We start from the raw sequence: 22,733 nt of genomic DNA on the forward strand, positions 1-22,733 counted from the left end.
ATGAAAGTAAATGCGGAACTTCTGATAGGAAATGAAAAAGGAACGAAACTGTACCGGCCGGCAGTAGAAGAAGGAATTGAATGGTCTACGGAGCGCAGAGGTACGCCTGGCAAACTCACATTTAAAGTGTTAGAGGATAAGAAGCTGAAATTTTCGGAGGGAAGCCCGGTAAGGTTTACCGTAAATGGAAAGAAGATTTTTTTTGGTTTCGTATTCAAACAGCAGAGTGCCAGAAAAGAAGGAAAAGTACGGGAGCTCACAGTTACCGCTTATGACCAGCTCCGGTATCTGAACAACAAGGACACCAGAGTCTACGAAAATAAAACGGCTGACCAGCTTATAAAAATGATTGCGGAGGATTACCGGCTGTCCGTGGGTACCCTGAAGAACAGCGGGTATGTGATACCTTCCAGAGTGGAGGACAATACCTCCCTGTTTGAAATGATAGAGAATGCCCTGGATCTGACGCTGGAAAACAAAAAGGAGATGTATGTCCTGTATGATGATTTCGGGAAACTGACACTGAAAAATATTTCAGACATGTATGTGGAGAAAAAAGGAAAATATCTTCTGATTGATGAAGAAACCGGAGAAAATTTTGATTATACATGCAGCATTGACCAAAATACTTACAACCGCATCAAGCTGGCGTACGACAATGAGGAAACCGGGAAACGTGAAATCTACATTGCGCAGGACGGTTCTAATATGAACCGCTGGGGAATTCTGCAGTATTTTGATACATTGCAGAAAGGCGAGAATGGGAAAGCAAAGGCGGATGCCCTGCTGAAGCTGTATAACCAGAAAACCCGAAATCTGAAAATTACCGGTGCTGTGGGAGACAACCGAGTGAGAGCAGGAAGTCTGGTGGCGGTAAAACTGAATCTGGGAAGTAAAAAAGTGAGTAATTTCATGCTTGTGGAAAAATGCAAACATGTATATAAAGGGAGAGAACACTGGATGGATTTGACGCTCCGGGGAGGTGAATTTATTGTCTGATGCGGTAGAACTGGTAAAAATTATGAAAAAGGCAGCCCTTGAAGCGGTGGAGGCCTCAAAACCGGTAAACCTGTGTTTTGGAACTGTGGAATCTGTTTCGCCTCTGAAAATTAATGTGGAGCAGAAAATGACGCTTGGAGAGGCCCAGCTGATTCTCACCGGAAATGTGATGGATTACCGTATAAAAATTGCAGTGGACATGGATACGGATACAGCTTCTGGCTCCCATGTCCATTCTGTGGAAGGAAAAACTTTGCCTGGTGCGATGGGGCATGACCACGAATTCCGGGGAACAACCGGCGAGGCCGGAGCTGCCCATAACCATCGTATTTCCGGGGAACAGGAAATTATCATTAAAAATGGGCTTGCAGCAGGAGAGAAAGTGCTGCTGCTCAGGCAGCAGGGCGGTCAGAAATATTTTGTATTGGAAAGGATTGGGATATGATACCGGCAGAGACAGGTTTTTTGGAAGAGGATTTTGAAATAGAACAGGAACCCAGTAAAAATTACAGAATGGATATAAAAAAGCAGAGGGTACAGGGAAAAACAGATGGACTGGAGGCCATGAAGCAGGTGGTATTTAAGATTCTGAGCACGGAACGGTATCAGTATCTGATTTACTCCTGGGATTACGGGATTGAGCTTCTGGACTTATTTGGAGAACCGGTAAGCTATGTCTGCCCGGAACTGGAATACAGAATAACGGAGGCATTGCAGCAGGATGACCGGATTGAAGAAGTGGACGGATTTGAGTTTGAGGTAAATGGAAGTACAGTGAAGGCTTTGTTTACGGTACATACTGTTTTCGGAAACCTTAAGGCAGAAAGAGAGGTGGATATTTAATGTATGAAGATATTATTTATGAAGACATACTGGAGAGAATGCTGGATCATGTTCCGGATGACATGGATAAACGGGAAGGTTCTGTGATATATGATGCGCTGGCTCCGGTTGCGATTGAACTTCAGCTGATGTATCTGGAACTGGACGTGATTTTAAAGGAAACTTTTGCAGACACAGCCTCCAGAGAATTTTTGCTCCGAAGGGCAAAAGAGCGTGGAATCGTGCCGAAAGCCGCAGCGAAGGCTGTGCTGAAAGGAGTTTTCACTCCGAATACTCTGAAGCTGGAGCCAGGGACACGTTTCAGCTGTGAGGAGCTGTATTATGAGGTACTGGAACAGCCGGAGGAAGGCATCTGCCATTTTCAGTGTGAGACAGAAGGAACTGTGGGCAACAGTACCTTTGGAAAGCTGATTCCGGTGGAGTATATTCCAGGTCTCGAAACCGTGGAACTGACAGAGCTTCTGATCCCTGGGGAAGATGAAGAAGATACGGAACTTTTCCGTAAAAGGTATTTTGATTCCTTTCATTCTCAGGCGTTTGGCGGAAATAAAAAGGACTATACGGATAAAACGCTGGCTATTCCCGGTGTGGGAGCGGTAAAGGTAACACCGGTATGGAACGGCGGAGGTACTGTAAAACTGACTATTCTGGACGCAGGTTATGGGAAAGCAGATGAAACGCTGCTGAAGCGTGTACAACAGGAGCTGGACCCGCAGCAGGACGGTAAGGGAGAAGGGATTGCACCCATTGGCCATGTGGTAACAGTGGATACGCCTCAGGAATTTTCCATAGAGGTTTCCGTACAGGCAGTTTATGATACCGGATATGGATTTGAGGCACTGCATTCCCGGATGGTGCAGGCGGTGGAAAATTATCTGGGACAGCTGCGGGAACTCTGGGCGGAGCAGGATTCACTGGTGGTCAGAATTGCCCAGACAGAGGCAAGGCTCCTTGCAATTGACGGAATTATAGATATAACCTCAGTTGCGTTAAATGGAAAAACTGAAAATATTATTCTGGAAGAAGGGCAGCTTCCGGTATGCGGAGGTGTGGTATCATGATTAGAGAAGCAGACCTGATTTCCTTTCTTCCGGAATTTATGTGCGGCTACCTGGAACTGAGAAAGCTGCTGAGTGCACAGCAGCGGGAAGTACAGGCACTGGAGGATATGACAGAAATTTTGAAGAATAATCAGTTTATTCTCTCAGCAGATGAACAGGGAATAGAAAAATTTGAGACTATGCTGGGGATTGCGGCGCTGGATGACGATTCTCTGGAAAACCGCAGATTTCGTGTCCTGTCTCGATGGAATAATGCCATTCCATATACGGAACAGGTATTGCGGAACAGGCTGGATACTCTCTGCGGTGCGGATGGTTATTCTCTGGAAATCCAGAATCAGGAATACCGGATAAAAATCCGTGTTGCCCTGAAAAGTAAAAAGAATTATAAAATGGTGGAAGAAATGCTGAAAGAGACAGTTCCGGCAAATATGGTGTTGGATCTGTCTTTACTTTATAACCAGCATAAAACATTGAAACAGTTTACTCACAGACAGCTTTCGGCATTTACCGGAAAGCAGATAAGGAATGAGGTGTTGATTTATGGCAAATGAAACAGTAAATTACGGTTATCCGAAACCGGAAGAAGATGATTTTTATGATATTAACCAGTTCAATCAGGCAATGGATATGATTGACGGTGATTTGAAAAAAACAGAGGAGATGAAGCAGAACAAGCTGGATATCGGCGCTTTTACAGGGAACATTGACGTGCTGGGAGAAGGCGGACTGCCCCGGACTTCCAGTGTAAGCTGGTGCCGGTCAGAACTGGTGTCAGGAACTTTACCGGTATTATCTGATGCGGCATATTGCTTTTCGCTGGAAACCTGTGTGGCAGCAGAAAATGAAAGGGATTCCGCCAGAGTTCAGAGAGCTGTATTACATGAAACAGCAAATATCAGAATTCTGGAACGTATGTATGTGGACGGACAGTGGCATGAATGGAAGGAATTGCTTCAGAAAGATGGAGATTTGAAAGATGCAACCGTTACTTTTGACAGTGGGGATAATGAGAGCCCTGCGGAATGGGCAGAGGTTGCGCCTGTGGAAGGCGGAGAGAAACAGGGCAGTCTGTGGCAGAAGGTTTCCCTGTTTGCCAGAAATCTGCGGTATCTCTGGAAACTGTGCGGGACGAATGATATTTCCGGGCTGGCAGACGGGACGCTGACGGGGGCGGTCAGTAAGTTAAACACGGATTTGTCAGAAAAAGCAAATCTGTCCGGGGAAAACCGTTACGATTCTACAAATCTGGTTTCCAAAATTGTAGGTGTGAACAAAGATTCTTTTGTACATGCCCAGTTTGTGGCAGAGTCACAAAACAAAGCGGATTCTACAAGCCGGGCAGGCTATGGATTTCACAATGATGGTATCACAGGTGGATTCCTTTATCTTGATAATGACCACAAATTGAAATTTATTGATGCATTTGGCGGAGTCCACGTAATTATAATGGAATCGCCCTGAAATAGTGTTTCATATCAGTTTACACAAAATTTAAAAGAATCTGATTCCATAATTACCAGAATTAAAATAAAACTGTGCCAGTCGTGTATCTCCTGCATATGAAAAAGCAATTCCGGCTCCGTATGCTGCTCCATATATAAATGTCAGGGCACAGATGGAAGGGCCACCTGTGCTTCCCATGATACTCTCGAAAGTATTAACAGAAGTCGGATTGATTTCTATTTTTGGAATAACTTTGGCATCAAGAAATCCTTCAATTCCTCCTTCAATAGTCACGCCTGTGCAGGCCTTAAAAGATATTGTTGAATATTTCCAGTTTTTTGCAACTATCAAATCCGTGTTTAGTGAACTGTGAAAAATGGAAGCTGAGAACCGGGAAGTTGTGTTTGCAAACAATATCAGGATATGGTATATTCGATACAGGAGTAATCGCGTTACAGGGTGGACCAGCCTCCCGCCTTTCTGAAATGGCATTCGCCATTGTGTCGTTCGGCACGAATCCCTTCATGGGAAATACGGAAAGAGGGAGGTGGTGGATATGAGTACATATGAAGTATTGAGCCTGCTTATTTTAGGCGGTACTTTTCTCGTTTCACTGCTTGCCTACATAGATAGGAATAACAGGCGCAAATAAAAATAAGCCTACCTTGTTACTTAGCCGGTACAGGTAGGCTTATTGCCCATCCGGGAGGCTAACCACTTTGTGGGCGGTTGCTCCTTTTGATGTCTTTACTATAGCATACAGGCGAATTTATTGCAAGGATTTTGTTCCGTTATGATATGATTGTGCCGGAGGTGGTTACAGTTATGGACATAAGAGAGCAGATAATTCATAAAGTCATGGAAGCTCTGGAAGGGCGTGTGGATACAGGCGTAACAGATACGGTTCAGGATATTCTTGTAATTGAACTGAATAATTATGAGGTTCAGGAACGGTGTACAGAAATAGCAACGGTGGATAACAGTGCTGAAAATATGCTGAAAAAATTTCTTGCCACAAAGCGCATTGAAGGGATTGCGGAATCTACCCTACACAGATACGCGGATGAGAACCGGAAGCTGATACAGTTTCTTGGAAAGCCCCTGTATGAGGTGACAGCTTACGATATTCGGTTTTATCTGTCATATCGCAGGGAAAAGACCGGTGTAAAAGTGAGTAACCGGACACTGGACGGTATGCGCAGGTGCTACTCCAGCTTTTTTGGCTGGCTGTCGGCAGAAGGGCTGATTGGCCGGAATCCATGCGCGGCTATTAAACAGATTAAGTATCGAAAAAAGGTAAAGAAGCCCTATTCGGCGGCGGAAATGGAAAAGTTAAGAATGGCCTGCGGGAATATCCGGGACCTGGCATTACTGGATTTCCTGTACTGTACGGGCTGCAGAGTATCAGAGGTGGCCAGGCTTAACATAGATGATATAGACTTTGAGCGGATGGAATGTACTGTGCTGGGGAAAGGGAATAAAGAGCGCACTGTTTACCTTTCCGAAGTAGCGGCCATGCACCTGAAAGATTATCTTTTCGCGAGAACAGATAAAGGAGAAGCCCTGTTTTCGGGAAAGGGGACGGAGAGGCTGGGGAAAAACGGGATAGAAGTGCTTCTGAAACGAATCGGAGGGAAAGCGGGGGTGTCCAATGTACATCCGCATCGATACCGCAGGACGCTGGCAACCAACCTTCTGGACCGCGGAATGAATATACAGGATGTGGCGGCGATACTTGGACATGCAGACCTGAAAACCACACAGGTATACTGTTATATATCTCAGAAGAATGTAAAGACAGCATACAACAAGTATGCAATATAAGGGATAAATACATCATATGAGAGCAGGAAGACTCCGGGATACAGGCCGGAGTTTTTGTTGTACCCGGAAATATCGGAAGGGGAGAAAACGGAAAAAATCGGAGAGAAAAAGCGGGAATCTGCTAAACACGGATATTGTGCCGGGATACATCTCCTGTTCTTATTCTTTTTGTGAACAGCATGGCTGGTATCGAATAGCAAAGACAGAAGGTGTATATCACGACAATTCATGCCTGATAAGCGCAAAGCGATATTATAATAACATGCCTCCGGAGTATCAGAAAATACAATTTTTTGGTGTATACACTTTGAGAAAGTTTATAAGTATATCATCTGCTTCCCTTATGCATGCCTGGACAAAAATCAGAGAAACATGGGACGAAACAAATAATGTATCTTACCTGGAGATTTATCAAAATACTGATAATGCTAATATGTGGCTGATTTCAATAGAAGATGCCCTTTCTCCTGAAGGTAACATTCAAAGCTGGAAAACTATACCATCCGTTCTGACTCAGGAGACAATAAATGGTGTGAAAGTGCTTGCTTTGTTAGAACTTCCTGCAAATAATCCGGCATAAAATTAGTTCAAACCATCGTTTCTGTCCAGTCTGCAACATTTTTAAAAATGATACCACTGACTTTTCTGTAAAAAATGATTCCAGGAAAAGCGTAAGAAAATACAATAGCAGAAGCAAATTCCCAGATACCGTAAGACTGAACAATCATTTTTATGCTGCCGCCGGCGGTTACGTTTACAATATATGTTTCATTTCCAAGCGGAATCTTTAAAAAAATATCTTTTACAATATCATCAAGGTTTAAAGTAGGAGGGTATTCAAAAAATATTTTTCGCACTATGGTGTTTTGTAAATCCGTGTTTAGCAAACCAACCCACAACCCCACCATATTTTTGCCTGAACAAAAGCACTTAAAGGCCGACTTTAAGTGTTTTTCTTATGCAAAAAAATAAAAAAAGGGGGTGAATCAATGTATGTGATATGGAATTTCATCCAGCAGAACTGGCTGGAATGGCTGTTTGGCATTGTAACATTCATTCTTGGTTGTCTTTACCGGGATGTGAAGAAACGTCTGAAAGATGAACAGCAGAAAAGCACAGCCACCGCAGAAGGGGTGAAGAGCCTGCTCCGGGAGAGCATTGTCCAGAATTACAACAAATACCAGGACAGGGAATGCTGCCCGATTTATGCCAAAGAATCCGTGAAGAAGGTATATGAATCCTACCATAATCTCGGCGGCAATGATGTGGCGACCAAACTGTATAAAAAACTTCTGGATATGCCGGAAGAACCAAAAGAAAGAGAGGAATGACTATGAGCAAAAAAACAGAGAAATGGATGAAAGCCGCCGCAGTCCGGGCAGTAAAGACCATGGCACAGAGCGCAGTGGCCCTGATTCCCGCGGCGGCCGCCATAGGAGCGGTGGACTGGCAGGTGGTTCTGGGAACCGCAGCACTGGCCGGGGTGGTATCCCTGCTTACGTCTCTGGCAGGACTGCCGGAGGTACCGGAAGAAAATGAGAGAAACGAAAAACAGCATTGATTTTAAGAAAGGGAGGCAGAACTATGAGCAACATAACCATTAACAGAAACTTTGTTTCAACCAGAAATACCTATATCAGCCGGAATGTGCCGAAATATATTGTGATTCACGAAACAGATAATTATGCCGGAGGAGCCGGGGCCAGACGACACGCCGAAGCCCAGTTCCTGGGCCATCTTGGTACCTCGGTACAGTATTATTCCGGTTCTGACGGTATTTATCAGGCAGCGGAACATACGGACGGGACGTATTCCATCGGAATCGAATATGGCGGTAATCATGCTGTCCGTGACGCAAATAACCGCAATACCATTAACATCGAAATCTGTGTAAACAGCGACGGGGATTATGAAACAGCCCGTGCAAATGCCATTGCACTGGTGAAATATCTGATGGAGGAAACCGGGATTCCTGCAGACCGGGTCATCCGTCATTTTGACGCAAAAGGGAAATACTGTCCCCGGAAGATGATGGACAGTCCGGATTTATGGGAAGATTTCAGAAAACAGATTTCCGGACAGGCCGGGGAGGAACCGGTACAGCCGGAAAATGAGAAGCCGGAGAGACCTGCAGAAGATAATCAGAAAGAAATCTGGTATCGCGTGGGTTCCGGTTGGAAAGAGGGAATCTGTCAGAAGCAGACCGGGGCGTATCATAATAAAGATTTTGCCATTGCAGACTGTAAGCCGGGGCAGTATGTTTATGACGAAAAGGGGACCGTGATTTATTCCGGAGGAAAAGAGGAAGAAAGTGAGAAAGATAAGGATTCCGCCTGCGGCTACACACAGAAACAGTTTATCCTTGATGTGCAGAAAGCCACCGGATCCGCTGCGGATGGAATCGCTGGAGATGAGACGCTCGGAAATACGGTAACCGTGTCCGCTGTGAAAAACAGAAAACATACGGCAGTCATTTATATTCAGAAACGACTGAATGCACTGGGGTATCACTGCGGAGAAGCAGATGGAATTGCCGGGCCGAAATTCACAGGGGCAGTCAACCGCTATCAGAAGGAGATATTGAATTATAAAAGTTCTGACGGAGAAGTTACAGCAGGAAAGAAGATGTGGAAATCTTTGCTGGGGATGATTTGACAGGCAGCGTTTAAAAGCGCTGCATGGAAGAGATAAAATGCAGCCTGTATGTCAGTATGTGTATCCCCACTCATATGTCATAAGAAGAACAGAATCCGCAGCTTCTCCCAACAGCCCGTAATCTTTGCCTTCATACAGCAGCCCGGTCTGGTTGTCAGAAGTTTTCGGAGCCAGTGCCACGGAAACCGGATAACCCAGTTCATTTACTGCTGTCCGCACGTCGCGTACAAAATTCACGAAAGGGATTTTATCCTCCGGAAGAATGTATTCAAAATCAATGTCAACACCTTCAAAACCCCGCTCTGTGATCTGGGCACGCAGATTTGCAATCAGATTTTGTTTTGCAGTTTCATTGTTTACCACCTGAGAAATCAGGTAATTGCTGAACTGTCCCGAAGGGCCGAAAGGAGTCAGAGTCAGAACAGGAGAGGTACCGGAGGATTTTGCAGCCGAAATCATGAAAGTGTCATCCAGTGCAGGAGGAATCAGCTCGCCTTCCGTTGTAAATCCATAAGAGAAAACAAACAGTTCAGAGAGCCAGGGAAGAGTCTGTTCCAGGACCCATCTGCTGATAAAAGGGTAGGCATATCCTCCGGTAATTACTTCATAATTGCCGGCTGTCTCTGAATCAGGCGGGTTTTCCGTGGACAAAAGAAGGGCCTGCCCCACAGCCAGCGGATAAGGGTACGGGATCTGATTATTGTAAATCACAGACTGGGCAGAAATTCCGTGGGAGGCCGCAATGGTATCTACGGTATCACCGGGACGTACAATATAAATTTCCATAAATGCAGAAAACCTTTTTCTTTAAAATATGAATCCGGCCGGGAAAAGTTCCCGGAGCATGTCTGAAAATTCTTTTCTTTTTCCGGAAATAATTTATAATAGAGAACAGGAAACAGATGCGGCAAAGGAAGGAGAACGGTTATGGATAAATTGCTTTACGGAGCGGCATATTATGAAGAATATCTGCCTTATGACCGTCTGGAACAGGATGTGAAAATGATGGAAGAGGCAGGCATCAATACGGTGCGGATTGCAGAATCCACCTGGAGCACCTGCGAACCCAGGGAAGGCGTATTTGACTTTTCCCATGTGACGCGGGTGATTGATGCCATGGAGCAGGCGGGAATTGGCGTGATTGTGGGAACCCCTACCTATGCAGTGCCTGCCTGGATGGTGAAAAAACATCCGGAGGTGCTGGCAGTTACCAGAACAGGACGGAATCTGTACGGGCCAAGACAGAATATGGATATTACCAATCCGGATTATCTTTTCTATGGGGAACGGGTGATCCGCAGGCTGCTGGAATGCACAGCCCACAGGAAAAATGTGATTGGATTCCAGATTGACAACGAAACGAAATCCTATGGTACAGCAGGAGAGGGCGTACAGAAAAAATTTGTGGAATATCTGAAACAGGAATTTGAAGGAAATCTGGAAGCGCTGAATCGCAGATTCGGGCTGGATTACTGGAGTAACCGCATTAACTGCTGGGAAGAATTTCCCGATGTCCGCGGTACCATCAACGGCAGCCTGGGCGCTGAATTTCAGAAGTTTCAGAGGAAACTGGTGTCAGAATTTCTGGAATGGCAGGCGGAAATTATCAAAGAATATAAAAGGCCGGAACAGTTTATTACCCACAATTTTGACTTTGAATGGCGGGGATATTCCTATGGCGTACAGCCGGAGGTAAACCAGTTTGAGGCGGCAGGCAGTGTGACCATTGCAGGAGCAGATATTTACCATCCGTCTCAGGATTTGCTCACCGGGGAGGAAATTGCGTTTGGAGGGGATTTGATTCGTTCTGTAAAGAGGGGAAATTATCTGATACTGGAGACAGAGGCACAGGGATTTCCGGCATGGACTCCCTATCCGGGGCAGCTTCGTCTGCAGGCCTACAGCCACATTGCTTCCGGGGCAAACAGCGTGATGTACTGGCACTGGCATTCTCTGCATAATGCAGTGGAAACATACTGGAAAGGACTTTTAAGTCACGATTTTGCGGAAAACGATACCTGGCGGGAGGCAAAAATTATCGGCGGGGAATTTAAAAGGCTTGGAAGTCATCTGGTGAATCTGCAGAAACGAAACCAGGCGGCAATCCTGGTGAGTAATGAGGCTCTGACCGGACTGGACTGGTTCCTGATAGACGCAGACCCGGCCAGTCCGGGGCAGACAGCTTATAATGACGTGGTGCGCTGGCTTTATAACCGGCTGTACCGCATGAATGTGGAATGTGATTTTCTGTATCCGGAGTCGGAAGAACTGGAGCAATACAGCCTGATTTTTGTGCCCGCCCTTTATGCCGCGCCGGAAAAACTGCTGCGCCGGCTCAATGAATATGTGAAACAGGGCGGCTGTTTGCTGGTGACTTTCAAATCTGCATTTGCCGATGAATATCTGAAAGTATATCATGATACCCAGCCAGCTGTGATTCGGGAATGCCTGGGAGTGGAATATCAGCAGTTTGCATTTCCCAGGAATGTTACGCTGCGAAGTGATTTTTATCAGGCGGATGCCTGTCAGGTTCACACTTTCATGGAATTGCTGGAAGCGAAAGAGGCAGAACCGCTGGCCTTTTATGAACATGAGAGCTGGGGCCCGCGTCCGGCTGTTACCCGCAGCCGCTATGGAAAAGGTACGGCCACTTACCTGGGCTGCATGGTGGAGGATGAAATGCTGGATCGGATCCTGGAGGATGTGCTGACACAGGCTGGAATTCCAGGAGAACCGGAAAGATTTCCGGTGATTGTCCGAAAGGGGAAAAATGATTTGGGAAAAGAAGTGGTATTTTATCTGAATTATTCTGCTCAGACCCAAAAAACGGTCTGGCGGGGAGAAAAGGCAGTGGAGCTTGTCAGGGGAGATGAAATCTGTCCGGGGGAGGAGCTGGAAATAGCGCCCTGGAACCTGTGTATTGTAGAAAAAACCATTCCTGACCCAGGAACCCTGTCCCGGCGAAAGGGTGCGGAGGAGTGGGAGAAAAGTAATGAAAAATGTGGAAATATGGTTGCAAATTGTGGGGAAAAAGAATAAAATCTAACTAAGATTTGTACAAAGGGCAGGAAATGTATAAAATAAGGAGTGGTATGGAGGGTTTGTATCATGGAAATAGGTAAGTTGAATTCAGGGCTGGTTTATACCAATGAAGAATGCATTGGATGTAATCACTGTATTTCGGTCTGTCCGGTTTTTGAGGCGAATTATTCTCTGACCAAAGACGGAAAAGATCTGATTTATGTCAACGGAGACGCCTGTATCCATTGCGGTGCGTGTATTGATGCCTGTCACCATCATGCAAGGGATTTTCGGGATGATACGGAACAGTTTCTGGAGGATCTGAAGAAGGGAGAGTCCATCAGCCTTCTGGTGGCGCCTGCGTTTATAGCAAATTATCCCGGACAGTATGGAAAAGTGCTTGGATATCTGAAAAGCCTTGGGGCAAAACATGTAATCAGTGTGAGTTTCGGGGCGGATATTACCACCTGGGGATATCTGAATTATATTGCAGAAAAGAATTTTACCGGAGGAATTTCACAGCCCTGTCCCGCAATTGTGGACTATATCGAGAAATATGTACCTGATCTGATTTCCAGAATAGTTCCGGTGCACAGTCCCATGATGTGTGCGGCAATTTATGCGAAAAAATACATGAATATTACAGATAAACTGGCTTTTATCGGTCCCTGTATTGCGAAGAAATCAGAAATCATGCGTCCGGACAACCGCCCGTATGTTTCTTATAATGTGACCTTTCATCATCTGATGAATGCGCTGAAAGGAGTAAACCTGTCTTCTTACAGTGCGGTGGACGAGCTGGAGTACGGACTGGGCAGCGTATATCCTCAGCCAGGAGGATTAAAGGAAAATGTGGAACATTTTCTGGGGAAAGATGTGATGGTCCGTCAGATTGAAGGGGAAAGCCATGCCTATCATTTTCTGAAAGGATATGCAAAACGTGTAAAGAGCGGCAGACAGCTTCCCTTTATGGTAGATGCGCTGAACTGCGCCAACGGGTGCCTGCACGGAACAGGGGTGGAGCCGGAAACCCTGGAAAATGACGATGTGCTGTTTGAGATTAACAACCAGAGAAATAAGGCCAAATCCGGCAAACAGGATAAGAAAAAGGATAAAAACAATCCATGGGGAAAAGGGCTTACATACGAAAAGCGACTTGCGAATTTTAACGCACAGTTTGCAGAACTGAAACTGGAAGATTTTATATGCAGATATGAAAATAAACATATGGCAGCTTCTGTAAATGAACATCAGGTGGAAGCCGGTTTTGAAGATATGAAGAAAGACACCAGGGAAAAGAGGGAGATTGACTGCGGCGCCTGCGGATATGAAAGCTGCCGTCAGATGGCGGAGGCTGTTGCCCTGGGACTGAACCGGAAAGAAAACTGTATGCATTATGAGAAGAATGCGCTGCAGGAAGAACAGGAACGTATGCGCGAAATTACGGAACAGCTTCGGGAATCCCAGAAAAGGAAACAGATTCTGTACCAGGAAATTATGAATGATTTTCAGCAGATAAAAACTGCCATGGGAGAACTGGCTGAGGGAAATCAGTGTTCTGCTGAGGATGCCACCAGAATTGCTCAGGCAGTGGGCGGAATGTCTTCTTTTACGGAAATGCTGCGGGGCTCCATGCAGCAGGTGGTGGATGCGGTGCAGGGATATGATGTCATGAATGAATCCATTATTAAAATATCCAACCAGACCGGTATGCTGGCGCTGAATGCGGGGATTGAGGCTGCAAGAAGCGGGGAAGCCGGGAAAGGATTTGCAGTGATTGCAAACCGCGTCCGGGATTTGTCAGAACAGACCAAGGCAGCAGTTGCCACGGGAAAGGAGCAGAGTACCATTCTGATTCCGGCCATACAGAAACTGGATGATGAAACAGTGCAGTTTGTACAGAATATTGAAAACATCAACGATGGGACTTCCGCACTTGCGGCCAGCAGCCAGGAGATCGCTGCACAGACGGAAATGATTGACGAGGTAGTGAACCGCATGGCAGAAAAAATGAAAGAAGTGGTGGACTGACAGTATTTCGGAAAAGAGATTCTGGCAGAAGAAAAGAATCCGCAGCATACGAATGGGATGTGAATCACTGGTATGCTGCGGATTTTCTTTTTATCTTACCGGAAATATCTTGTCATGCTAACGTGTGAAAGTATTTCCGGTAAGATAAAAAACAATTATGCGCAGCTCGCGGGGTCGATGTTTATTGCTGCGCAATCCGCTCGCGCGCGGAGAATGCGCATAGCGCATTCTTTTAACAATAAAAACTTTTACCGGAAATCAGGGTTTTGCCGGAGCAGGAACAGGGCCAGGAGGCAGAGTGCCAGAAAAGAGAAACATCCTGTCAGACTCTGGTAGTAGTTTATCAGAACAGGGCAGTCCCGGAAACGGAAGATGATTTCAAACTGCAGGCCCATGTTTTTCCATAAGGTTCCCCAGCCCTCCAGATCTGACCATGTTCCGGGCAGAACCCACAGGGGAAATTCTGCTGTTTCAGAAAACAGTTCCATCTTTAAAAATCCAAGGTACACCAAAAGGCAGAGAAGAAAGGGCCATCCGGCACGGAAATGGAGAGAGGATTTTTTTAATTTTAAAAGAAAGAACAGAGCCATACCGGTAAAGAACAGAGCTGTTATTACATAAACCATCCATTTCAGCAGGTTTACGTCAATTTTTTCATCGTAGCCTGAAAAAAGGGATTCCGTTTCCTGGAAGTTCCGGGAATGACAGCTTTGGATTGTTACAATGGAAAGTTCATGGGAGGAATTCCATGTGTGGAACCCGGCAGAATTTTTGACGGAACTGGCGGTGTTCTGTTTTCGGAAAGATTCCTCTCTGTTTACGGGAAAGATTTCATGGCTGATATGCTGTGTTTCACATGTCTCCATCAGCCCCCGGAGAGAAACAGAATCCTGATAAAACAGATATGTAAAATTTTCTTCCCGGCTGTTCAGTTCCCGAAAGTGAATGTGAAACTGCAGGAAACTGAAAAGAAACAGGGCTGCGGACAGAAATATTTTCAGATGCAGGAAAAATCTGTGTGTGGTCAGTCTTCGATTATCCGTATGCGATCACCTTCCTTTACAGCCTTGCTGGCATTTACGATAATCTGGTCTGTGGGGGAAAGAGAGCCTTCCACTGCTGCGTACTGGCTGTTTTTTTCCAGAATGGTGACCGGCACATATTCGGCGGTGGAACAAAGGCCCAGAATAGTGGGGCTTTCTGTGACTCTTATGACAAAATCCCCGGATTCCCCGCTGTGCAGAGCCGACAGAGGAATGCAGCAGGGCCAGATTTTGCTTTCGCTGGTTAAATCCAGAACTGCTTCCCCAGGCCGGGAAAATTCCTGGTCATTCAGGTCAGCGGTAATCCGGCAGGAGTTGTTTTCATCCTTTGAAACATTTGTGATTTTTACGGTTTTCTCAGGGGTACTGTCATTCTGCATTCGAAGAATGCCTTCCATGTTTTCTTCCAGGCAAATCATTCCGGTGCTGTCGGCAGGACGTCTGGCCCAACTGCTGCCATATGACATATCTTCCTCCGGGACGGTTTCATCCAGTATGCCTTCAAACCGGAAAGACTGGCTGAAATCTCCGAGAATTATGACGGGTTCCGGGGAGGTAATGCTTCCGGTGGAAATGGAGCATTCCAGAATCTGGCCGTCGTATTCAGAGTAAACTTTGCCTTCTGCCTCCCTCAGTTCCTTTAATTCCTGTAAAGTATGAATCAGATTTTCCTGATCTGACCGGAGCAGCTGGGCAGAGTGGTCCTGCGTCAGAGGGAGGCTGGCATCCTCAATCTGACGGGCGGCAGCTTTCAGAGATGTGTTTTGGGCAGCCACAGCTTCTTCATAGTGTTTCTGTTTTTCCTGACAGATCTGTTCTAACTCTTCCCGTTTCCTGTTCCAGGCAGAAAGAGGATTTTCTTCTCCAGTCCGGCTGATTTTCTGAGAATCCTGGTTTTCATCTGTAAGACCAGGCTCCTGAGGATCCTGGCTTTCATCAGTAAGACCGGGCTCCTGAGAATCGGGACCGCCTGTTTCCGTATCTGATTTTTGAGAATTCAGGGTTTCCTCCGGTTTTTGACTTTCATGCACAGCCAGATCATTTCTGGCCTGTTCCAGTTCATGACGGGCGGCAGTTACAGCCGATTCGGCCTCTGCTGATGTATGATTATAATCCTCCCTGGCCCGGTTTAAATTAAGCTCATGCTGCCGGGCCTGGCTGTTTTGGGAGGATTCCAGATCTCTGATCTGAAGTTCCAGCTTTTTAAGTTCCTGCTCTGTTTTTCGGATATTGTCACTGAGGTCTTTGGGGTCTGCGGAAAACAAAAGGTCTCCCTTTGCCACAATATCGTTTTTCTGCACCTGTACCTGCCCGATTCTGAGATTCTCAGGACAGTAAACAGCCCGTTGCTGTTTGGGAACAATATTTCCCTGGATTTCCAGCGGATACTGCAGTGCCATGGTCTCCGTGGAGGTTACCTGAACCTGGGGAAGCATAAAGGAATCAGCAGCCCTGGATATGACAGTCATGACAGCCATTCCCACAAGAAAAACGGATATGGCATGAAACTGCCGGTTCTGGAAAAATGTTCTGGGGTATGATTTTAATTTCATGTAATTCAGCTCCTTTCCGGATGTTTCAGAACCATTGTGCCAATGCCTTTTTCCAGTTCCTCTCTTCCCTGAAAGGTAATCAGAACCATGGGAAGAAGCACAAGAAAGGAAAAGACAAAGGTGTACTGGATGCTGTTCTGGCTGATATTCGGAATATAAAGAGAAAAGGGCCAGAGGGATGGATTTTTCAGGAAAATCAGCGGCTGCTCCAGCAGATTCCAGTATTCCAGAATGCCCAGCAGCAGAGCAGCTTTCACACCCGGCATGGCCAGAGGCAGGCCCATGTGCAGGAACATCCGGAAATGGCTGCTGCTGTCCAGGGAAAATGCTTCAAAAATTTCTTCCGGTATTCCGATAAAATACCGGTAAATCAGGAATACCGGGAAGGTGGAAAATACAGCCGGCAGAATAACGGCGCTGTGGCTGTCCATCATGCCCAGACGGTCAATGACGATATAGCCGGACACCATGGTAACCTGGAAGGGCAGCAGCATTAAAATAGTATACAGATAAAACAGCAGGCTGCTCAGCGTTCCATGCCAGCGGGAAAATCCCCAGGCAGCGGGAACGGAGCAGAATAACTGGCCTGCCATAATGCAGAAGGTCAGTTTGACAGAGTTCCAGAATACGCGGTAGAATTCCGGCGTGTCCAGCAGCACTTCCAGATATCCTCTCAGAGAAGGGAAGGAGGGGAACAGGGGAAAAAAGCTCTGTCCTGGTCCTTCAAAAATGCCTTTCAGGTAAAAGGCAAGTTCATGTCTGCCGGTGATGGAGCCGATAAACAGAAGGAATATGGGAAGACAGGACAGACCGCACAGCAGAAGCAGAACCAGGGCCTTAAGTGTTGAGCGAATCAAAATTCCCACCTCCTTTTTTGCGGAACGGATATACCAGTACCGCGAAAATACATACAATGACCACTGCGGCCGCTGACATCTTTTCCATGGCCATGTCCCGAAACCAGTTGTGGAACATATGCTGTATCATGTAAATACTTTTGTTCGGATACTCCCCGGACAGAAGATAGATTTCACGGTAGGATCTGAAGGCACCGGTAAGAGCCAGAATCAGTACAGCAGAGGCCATGGGTTTCAGCCCCGGAAGAGTTATATAACGGAACCGGGCCAGGGGGCCGGCCCCGTCCAGAGCAGCCGCTTCGTACAGGCTTTTGGGAATACCCTGGAGGCCTGTGAGCCATAAAATCACATAATATCCCGTGTTTTTCCAGAGAAAGCTGAGGGTAAGCACTGCAAATGCCAGGGAGGAATGGAGCCAGTCAGTGGAAAGGTTCAGAATACTGTTCAGGATTCCGAAACGGTGAAACAGCATGTTCCACACAAAGACCAGGGAGGCAGTGGGAACCGCCATGGGCAGCAGACAGAATTTTTTATACCATGTGCAGATACTGTGGCGGCCAAAATGCACCATATTTGCCAGCAGAAGGGAGACAGCCAGCAAAAGAGGAATGGAAATACTCAGAAATTTCAGGGTGTTTCCCATGGCCAGCCGAAAAGCGGTGTTGTCCCATATGGCTCTGTAATTTTCAAATCCGGTGAACCGGCTGGCGTCCAGGCTGGTAAAGGATCTTCGTACCACATCCCCGAAGGGAAGGAATACAAAGACGGAAACGCCCAGCAGGCTGGGCAGAAGGAACAGGAAGTCCTTCTGCAGGGCGAATGTTTTTTTCATAGGGTACTCCATTTCTTAAGACGAACCATGGGCAGCATTACTCTGAAATACCTGATTCTGCCAGGTACAGTTCCAGTGTCTGGATAATTTCATTTACCGTTTCTTCCAGAGACCTGCCTCCGGATAAGTACATCCGGCCTTTTTCTGTAATGGCAGCCAGAACCAGAGCGTCTTCCATGGCCGGGGTGTCCAGTTCGGAAATCTGCTGTTCCAGTCTGTCAAATTCCTCCGAGGAAGGCCAGTGGAACGTGCCGCCCATTTTCCGGAAAATTTGTTCGTATTCTTCCAGTTTTTCCGGGGCAGGTTCTGCTGCCATGGTCTGCCAGACTTTTTCATGGACCGGAAATGCAGGGAAGACAGGCAGGGAACCGTCAATAAACCGCATCTGTTCTTCTTCACTGAGTATAAATTCCAGAAATTCACCGGCTAAATCTGTCTGTGGAGATTTTCCGTTGATTCCTGCCAGCAGAGAAGTAAATACATGCGCCGGAAAAGTTTTCCAGCCCGGAGCCTGTCCTGGGATGTGGTCGGAAATGGCGGTGAAATCCTTAACAGAGCCCAGATAACCTGTGGATGCAGCGGTATTTCCGTATAAAATATTCCAGACGTTCACATTGGACCAGGAGGGATCGTAAGCAGGAAGGCCTTCTTCTTCGGGCCTTACTGAAAGGAAGGGAGCCCAGGGGTCCTGGTCTTCAGGCGCCAACAGGTCGTTCAGCTCTTTGCTGCATTGCAGCAGCTTTTTCACCTCTTCTTCGGAAATGGAACCGTCTTCTTTTTGGATATTCTGCCAGAAAATACTGAAGGTATAAGGCAGGAAGTTTTCGGCTTCCAGAGGAGGCAGAGCGTCCGTTTCTCTGACCATTTCCAGTAAATCTTCCGGAGAATCCACCTGGGAAATCCGGCTTTCTTCTCCGGCCAGTATGGGGATGGAAAAGCAGACGGGCACCGCATACTGTCTGCCTTCTTTTTCAAATGAAGTAAAAAGGTTTCGGATCACCTGATTTTCCTGCATGAATGCCAGGCTGTTCAAATCCAGAAGGATATCCTGTCTGGCATAGGAGTTCCAGGGAAGGCCGTTCAGAAACAGAACATCCGGTCCTTTTCCGGCCATGATTTCCGTGTTCAGAATGCTGATGGCATCGGATTCACTTTTCGTACCGGAAGATTCCATGCCAGCTTCATAAGTCACCAGTACATTCGGGTGGGTGGAATGGAAGTCGGAAACCAGTCTTTGCAAATTGTAGTTGCTGTACAAAGAGTAAATTTTCAGCTCATGCTCCGGCTGGGTGGGTAAATCCGGGTCGTATTGGTACCGCAGCAGTTTCAGTCCGTCAGAGTCGGTAGTTTCCAGAAATACCAGAAATATGGTTTCGTCCATCTGGCAAAAATACCGTAAGGTGGAAGTGATGTCGGAAAAACTGCTTAAATTGCCGTCCACCAGAAGTTCTGTCAGGGACATGGTATGATCGGAGCTGTAAATTCCCGTTTCATTACAGTAATAAAATTTCTGATTTTCAGGCTCTGAATCCATCAGATTTAAGAACCTGGTTCCGGAGGGGAGTACCGTTTCCGACAGGTCCGACCCATTTGCGGAATCCAGAATTTTGATGGTTCCGTCGTATTCATTCAGATAGAGGATGTTTTCCTGGAGTTTAAGTTCAGCGTTGCCTGTATCACGCTTCCAGTTTATGACGCCGTTGTCTGAATTAAAGTTCATAATCTGAGAAGTCTGTGTCTCTCCGGAACCAAGCTGCAGGATTCCTGTGAGTGTTCCGTCTTCTGAACAGACCATGTTCCGCAGTCCATAGCCTGCTTTCAGGTATTCTTCCCTGGGTTTTGGAAGTTCCGGAGAAAAGGGTTCTGTCTGAAGCCCTTCCGGGGTTTCTTTTAGTCTGATATATTCGTATGCCCCTGTTGCATGCTGTTCATCCAGGGGGTCTTCTGATATTTTTCCGAAAGAAACGAAAATGGTGTTTTCCGGGGCAAAGCAGGCGGATACCACCCGGTAATGTTCTGGCAGCCATGAGGTATCCCAGGATTCCTGCTGCCAGGTGGCGCCTGCATCCTGGCTTTTGCAGCAGCAGAAATTGCCCGGTTTCTGTTCCAGAAGAATACGAACGGTGTCTCCTTCTTTTTCAATGTCGAATATGGACCGGGCAGGTACCGGAAATGCAATGGTTTCTTCCCGGTAGCGGCCCATGGCCTGTTCCTTTGGCTGGCCAAAATCTTCCTTTTGCGAGGCCGGCCCAGGCTGATTTTTCCGGTTATTGCTTCCGGAAATACTGCAGCCTGCAGTGAGGCAGGACATGAAAATCAGTAATCCTGCAAGTAAAAATGAAAATTTCTGTTTCATACATGTTCTCCTTTCCTGAGGTTTGTCTGACTTGCTGTTATCTTATCACGGGAGGGTGAGAAAGTCCTCTAAGAATTCTCTAAAGGCTTTCAGGAGCTGGGCAGAGGATGGAAAAAGAGGAGAAAAATTTATTGTTGCAGATAATTTTGTATGATATACTGACTGAAACTGCCAGTGCTTAGAAAGAGGAGGTACGTCATGAGAATACTGATGATTGAAGATGACAGAGGGTTAGCGGAACTGCTGCTGTATGGCCTGGAGGATGAAGGATTTTCTGTGGATATCTGTCATGACGGATATGAGGGACTGCTGCTGGCTCTGCAGGAAGCCCATGATATTGTGCTGCTGGACCGGATGCTTCCGGGTATGATGGGGGAAGATATTCTCAGGCGTATGCGCCGGGACGGAATCAGCACGCCGGTGATATTTATTACAGCCCTTGGAGAATCTGCGGAGAAAATCAACGGGCTGGATTCAGGGGCGGACGATTATCTGGTAAAGCCCTTTGACCTGGGGGAACTGCTGGCCCGGATTCGCAGCGTAATGCGAAGGACCTTGGCCCAGCCCTCGCCTTTTGTACTTCGGTTCGGAGATATCTGCTTTTCTGAAAAAGAGTCAAAATTAATCCACAATGACCATATCTGTATTCTGCCCGGACGGGAAGGGCAGCTGCTGTCCTATTTTCTGCGGAATCCCAGGCAGGTTCTCACACGCCTGCAGATTATCGGAAATGTCTGGGGGCCGGAGGCGGAAATCGAGGATGGGAATCTGGACAATTACATATATCTGCTCCGAAAAAAGCTGAACAGCCTGGATACTGCAGTGCAGATTGTGACGGTGCACCGGCAGGGGTACTGTCTGACCACAAAGCAGGTGGTCTGAGATGCTGAAAAAAATCCGGATCCGGCTTTCCCTTGTCTGCTGTTTTACCACGGAACTTCTGGTGCTTGCAGTGGTTCTGTGCTGTCTTAAAATTTCAGAAAAAAACATGTATGGACAGGAAGAAGCCTATTTCCTTCTGAAGGCCGGTAACATTTCTCATGAGCTGCACAACGAAACACCCATCAGTATCAACTGGTATATGCGCAATGTAAGTCCTGAAAAAAATATCCTGTATCTGGAGGCGGACGGCGTAACCGCCACCCTTTCCCAGGTGGTTCTGACGGAGCCGGAGCGCAGGCTGGCCGGGGAAGTACAGTTGTATGTGCAGGAAAAGGGAATTACCCCGGTTATGGATAAATTTACTTCTGAAATGGAGTATTTCCGATATGAAAAAGAAAAATCAGATTATCTGGTCTGGTATGGAACAGTTTCAGAGCCGGTTACACCAGTTACCTGGATGTATCTGTACAGTCTGGATCCATTCTGTCACAGAGTAAACAGGCAGCGTCTGTGGTTTCTGGCAGTCTGGCTTATGTCAGTCCCGCTGGTCTATGGTTTTTCCTGCAGGTTTACGTCCCGCGTGCTGAAACCGGTGGAACAGAATCAGGAACAGCAGAAGGACTTTATTGCCTTTGCCTCCCATGAACTCCGTTCGCCCCTGGCAGTATTTAAAACAGGGCTGTCCATGCTGAGAAAAAACCATGACATGGAAAAGCAGGAGCGGATTTTTGCTCTGATGAACAGCGAAATGTCCAGAATGGAGCATCTGATACAGGATCTTCTGTGTCTGGTAAAAGTGGAACGGGCAGAGATGACCTTTCAGTTTGAACCGGTCAGTCTGGCGGAACTTGTGGAAACTGTATATGAGAAATATAAGGAGGCTGCAGAAAAGAAGGAAATCGGCTTTTCCTGCACCTTTAAAGAAGGACAGGATTATCAATGTGTCTGCGATTGCCGGCGGATGGAGCAGGTGCTGGTTATCCTGGTGGAAAACGCTTTGCATTATACCCCTTCCGGGCAGAAAGTGTCACTGTATCTGTACCGCCAGAGGGGCAGATATTGTATTCAGGTGGCCGATACCGGAAAAGGAATTGCCGATGAGGAGAAAGAGAAGATATTCGATAAATTTTATCAGGTCAGCGATTCCCGTAGCGATAAGGAACATTTTGGACTCGGACTGTCCATAGCCAGGGAAATCTGCAGCAGCCACGGCGGGAAAATATCCGTAAGCGATACAAAGGGCGGCGGCAGTACCTTTACGGTGAAACTGCCGGTGAAGCGGTAAAAATATTGTTTTCCTGCAAGATAAAAAGAGGTGGAAAGACCCCCC

24 protein-coding genes are annotated in these 22,733 nt (G+C 46.8%); 16 read left to right on the forward strand and 8 right to left on the reverse strand.

Annotated features, from left to right (window positions below; genetic code table 11):
- The 6 genes from C805_RS09895 to C805_RS09920 are packed head-to-tail and all read left to right on the forward strand — an operon-like array spanning nucleotide 1 to nucleotide 4,367.
- Nucleotides 1-999, forward strand: coding sequence for an XkdQ/YqbQ family protein (locus C805_RS09895; RefSeq protein ID WP_016213685.1), 999 nt, complete (start codon nucleotides 1-3; stop codon nucleotides 997-999).
- Nucleotides 992-1,444 carry a DUF2577 domain-containing protein gene (locus C805_RS09900; protein WP_016213686.1) on the forward strand — a complete coding sequence of 151 codons (453 nt, stop codon included), beginning with the start codon at nucleotides 992-994 and terminating at the stop codon, nucleotides 1,442-1,444. Before C805_RS09895 ends, C805_RS09900 begins: the two co-directional genes overlap by 8 nt.
- Nucleotides 1,441-1,842, forward strand: a complete 402-nt coding sequence (locus tag C805_RS09905; RefSeq protein ID WP_016213687.1) for a DUF2634 domain-containing protein — start codon at nucleotides 1,441-1,443, stop codon at nucleotides 1,840-1,842. Before C805_RS09900 ends, C805_RS09905 begins: the two co-directional genes overlap by 4 nt.
- Nucleotides 1,842-2,903, forward strand: coding sequence for a baseplate J/gp47 family protein (locus tag C805_RS09910; RefSeq protein WP_016213688.1), 1,062 nt, complete (start codon nucleotides 1,842-1,844; stop codon nucleotides 2,901-2,903). Before C805_RS09905 ends, C805_RS09910 begins: the two co-directional genes overlap by 1 nt.
- Entirely contained in the window at nucleotides 2,900-3,457 is a 558-nt protein-coding gene (locus C805_RS09915; protein ID WP_016213689.1) for a putative phage tail protein, read from the forward strand. Before C805_RS09910 ends, C805_RS09915 begins: the two co-directional genes overlap by 4 nt.
- Nucleotides 3,447-4,367, forward strand: a complete 921-nt coding sequence (locus tag C805_RS09920; RefSeq protein WP_016213690.1) for a hypothetical protein — start codon at nucleotides 3,447-3,449, stop codon at nucleotides 4,365-4,367. The genes C805_RS09915 and C805_RS09920 overlap by 11 nt, the downstream gene beginning before the upstream one ends.
- Before the next feature lie 30 nt (nucleotides 4,368-4,397).
- On the opposite strand, the gene C805_RS0104485 is transcribed toward C805_RS09920, so the two are convergent.
- Nucleotides 4,398-4,700, reverse strand: coding sequence for a hypothetical protein (locus C805_RS0104485; RefSeq protein ID WP_155957608.1), 303 nt, complete (start codon nucleotides 4,698-4,700; stop codon nucleotides 4,398-4,400).
- Nucleotides 4,701-4,905: 205 nt separating this feature from the next.
- Here C805_RS0104485 and C805_RS26960 point away from each other — a divergent pair, with 205 nt between their 5' ends.
- The 3 genes from C805_RS26960 (at nucleotide 4,906) to C805_RS26275 (ending at nucleotide 6,753) form a co-directional block, all read left to right on the forward strand.
- A complete protein-coding gene (locus C805_RS26960; protein ID WP_242832658.1) occupies nucleotides 4,906-5,001 on the forward strand; it encodes a putative holin-like toxin in 96 nt (31 codons plus the stop codon).
- Between the two features lie 173 nt (nucleotides 5,002-5,174).
- Entirely contained in the window at nucleotides 5,175-6,173 is a 999-nt protein-coding gene (gene xerA / locus C805_RS09925; protein ID WP_016213691.1) for a site-specific tyrosine recombinase/integron integrase, read from the forward strand.
- A gap of 307 nt (nucleotides 6,174-6,480) precedes the next feature.
- Nucleotides 6,481-6,753, forward strand: a complete 273-nt coding sequence (locus C805_RS26275; RefSeq protein ID WP_155957609.1) for a hypothetical protein — start codon at nucleotides 6,481-6,483, stop codon at nucleotides 6,751-6,753.
- A gap of 7 nt (nucleotides 6,754-6,760) precedes the next feature.
- Here the strand turns inward: C805_RS26275 and C805_RS09935 are convergent, their stop codons facing one another.
- The gene (locus C805_RS09935) at nucleotides 6,761-7,081 is read right to left on the reverse strand and encodes a hypothetical protein (protein WP_016213693.1); all 321 of its coding nucleotides are present in this window, start codon (nucleotides 7,079-7,081) and stop codon (nucleotides 6,761-6,763) included.
- Nucleotides 7,082-7,162: 81 nt separating this feature from the next.
- Here C805_RS09935 and C805_RS09940 point away from each other — a divergent pair, with 81 nt between their 5' ends.
- The 3 genes from C805_RS09940 to C805_RS25075 are packed head-to-tail and all read left to right on the forward strand — an operon-like array spanning nucleotide 7,163 to nucleotide 8,828.
- Nucleotides 7,163-7,504, forward strand: coding sequence for a hypothetical protein (locus C805_RS09940; RefSeq protein ID WP_016213694.1), 342 nt, complete (start codon nucleotides 7,163-7,165; stop codon nucleotides 7,502-7,504).
- 2 nt (nucleotides 7,505-7,506) lie between these two features.
- A complete protein-coding gene (locus C805_RS09945) occupies nucleotides 7,507-7,734 on the forward strand; it encodes a holin (protein ID WP_016213695.1) in 228 nt (75 codons plus the stop codon).
- A 23-nt stretch (nucleotides 7,735-7,757) separates the two neighbouring features.
- On the forward strand, nucleotides 7,758-8,828 hold the full coding sequence (locus C805_RS25075; RefSeq protein WP_016213696.1) for a peptidoglycan recognition protein family protein: 1,071 nt from the start codon (nucleotides 7,758-7,760) through the stop codon (nucleotides 8,826-8,828).
- A 51-nt stretch (nucleotides 8,829-8,879) separates the two neighbouring features.
- On the opposite strand, the gene C805_RS09950 is transcribed toward C805_RS25075, so the two are convergent.
- Nucleotides 8,880-9,614: a LysM peptidoglycan-binding domain-containing protein gene (locus C805_RS09950; RefSeq protein ID WP_016213697.1), complete on the reverse strand. Its 735-nt coding sequence runs from the start codon at nucleotides 9,612-9,614 to the stop codon at nucleotides 8,880-8,882.
- A gap of 141 nt (nucleotides 9,615-9,755) precedes the next feature.
- On the opposite strand from C805_RS09950, the gene C805_RS09955 reads away from it, so the two are divergent.
- On the forward strand, nucleotides 9,756-11,867 hold the full coding sequence (locus tag C805_RS09955; RefSeq protein ID WP_016213698.1) for a beta-galactosidase: 2,112 nt from the start codon (nucleotides 9,756-9,758) through the stop codon (nucleotides 11,865-11,867).
- Nucleotides 11,868-11,936: 69 nt separating this feature from the next.
- Nucleotides 11,937-13,880, forward strand: a complete 1,944-nt coding sequence (locus C805_RS09960; RefSeq protein ID WP_016213699.1) for a [Fe-Fe] hydrogenase large subunit C-terminal domain-containing protein — start codon at nucleotides 11,937-11,939, stop codon at nucleotides 13,878-13,880.
- 248 nt (nucleotides 13,881-14,128) lie between these two features.
- Here the strand turns inward: C805_RS09960 and C805_RS0104500 are convergent, their stop codons facing one another.
- The 5 genes from C805_RS0104500 to C805_RS09980 form a co-directional block, all read right to left on the reverse strand.
- Nucleotides 14,129-14,746, reverse strand: a complete 618-nt coding sequence (locus C805_RS0104500) for a hypothetical protein (protein WP_022750929.1) — start codon at nucleotides 14,744-14,746, stop codon at nucleotides 14,129-14,131.
- Between the two features lie 158 nt (nucleotides 14,747-14,904).
- The gene (locus C805_RS09965) at nucleotides 14,905-16,476 is read right to left on the reverse strand and encodes an efflux RND transporter periplasmic adaptor subunit (RefSeq protein ID WP_016213700.1); all 1,572 of its coding nucleotides are present in this window, start codon (nucleotides 16,474-16,476) and stop codon (nucleotides 14,905-14,907) included.
- A gap of 5 nt (nucleotides 16,477-16,481) precedes the next feature.
- A complete protein-coding gene (locus C805_RS09970; RefSeq protein WP_016213701.1) occupies nucleotides 16,482-17,333 on the reverse strand; it encodes a carbohydrate ABC transporter permease in 852 nt (283 codons plus the stop codon).
- Complete coding sequence (locus C805_RS09975) at nucleotides 17,314-18,165, reverse strand: carbohydrate ABC transporter permease (RefSeq protein ID WP_016213702.1); 852 nt, start codon at nucleotides 18,163-18,165, stop codon at nucleotides 17,314-17,316. The genes C805_RS09970 and C805_RS09975 overlap by 20 nt, the downstream gene beginning before the upstream one ends.
- 37 nt (nucleotides 18,166-18,202) lie before the next feature.
- On the reverse strand, nucleotides 18,203-20,521 hold the full coding sequence (locus tag C805_RS09980) for an extracellular solute-binding protein (protein ID WP_016213703.1): 2,319 nt from the start codon (nucleotides 20,519-20,521) through the stop codon (nucleotides 18,203-18,205).
- Nucleotides 20,522-20,719: 198 nt separating this feature from the next.
- On the opposite strand from C805_RS09980, the gene C805_RS09985 reads away from it, so the two are divergent.
- Together C805_RS09985 and C805_RS25080 are read left to right on the forward strand one after the other, a co-directional pair.
- Nucleotides 20,720-21,403: a response regulator transcription factor gene (locus C805_RS09985; RefSeq protein WP_016213704.1), complete on the forward strand. Its 684-nt coding sequence runs from the start codon at nucleotides 20,720-20,722 to the stop codon at nucleotides 21,401-21,403.
- Nucleotide 21,404: 1 nt separating this feature from the next.
- On the forward strand, nucleotides 21,405-22,688 hold the full coding sequence (locus tag C805_RS25080; RefSeq protein ID WP_016213705.1) for a sensor histidine kinase: 1,284 nt from the start codon (nucleotides 21,405-21,407) through the stop codon (nucleotides 22,686-22,688).
- The last annotated feature ends 45 nt before the right edge of the window (nucleotides 22,689-22,733 follow it).

Source organism: Eubacterium sp. 14-2, assembly GCF_000403845.2.
Classification (GTDB): domain Bacteria; phylum Bacillota; class Clostridia; order Lachnospirales; family Lachnospiraceae; genus Petralouisia.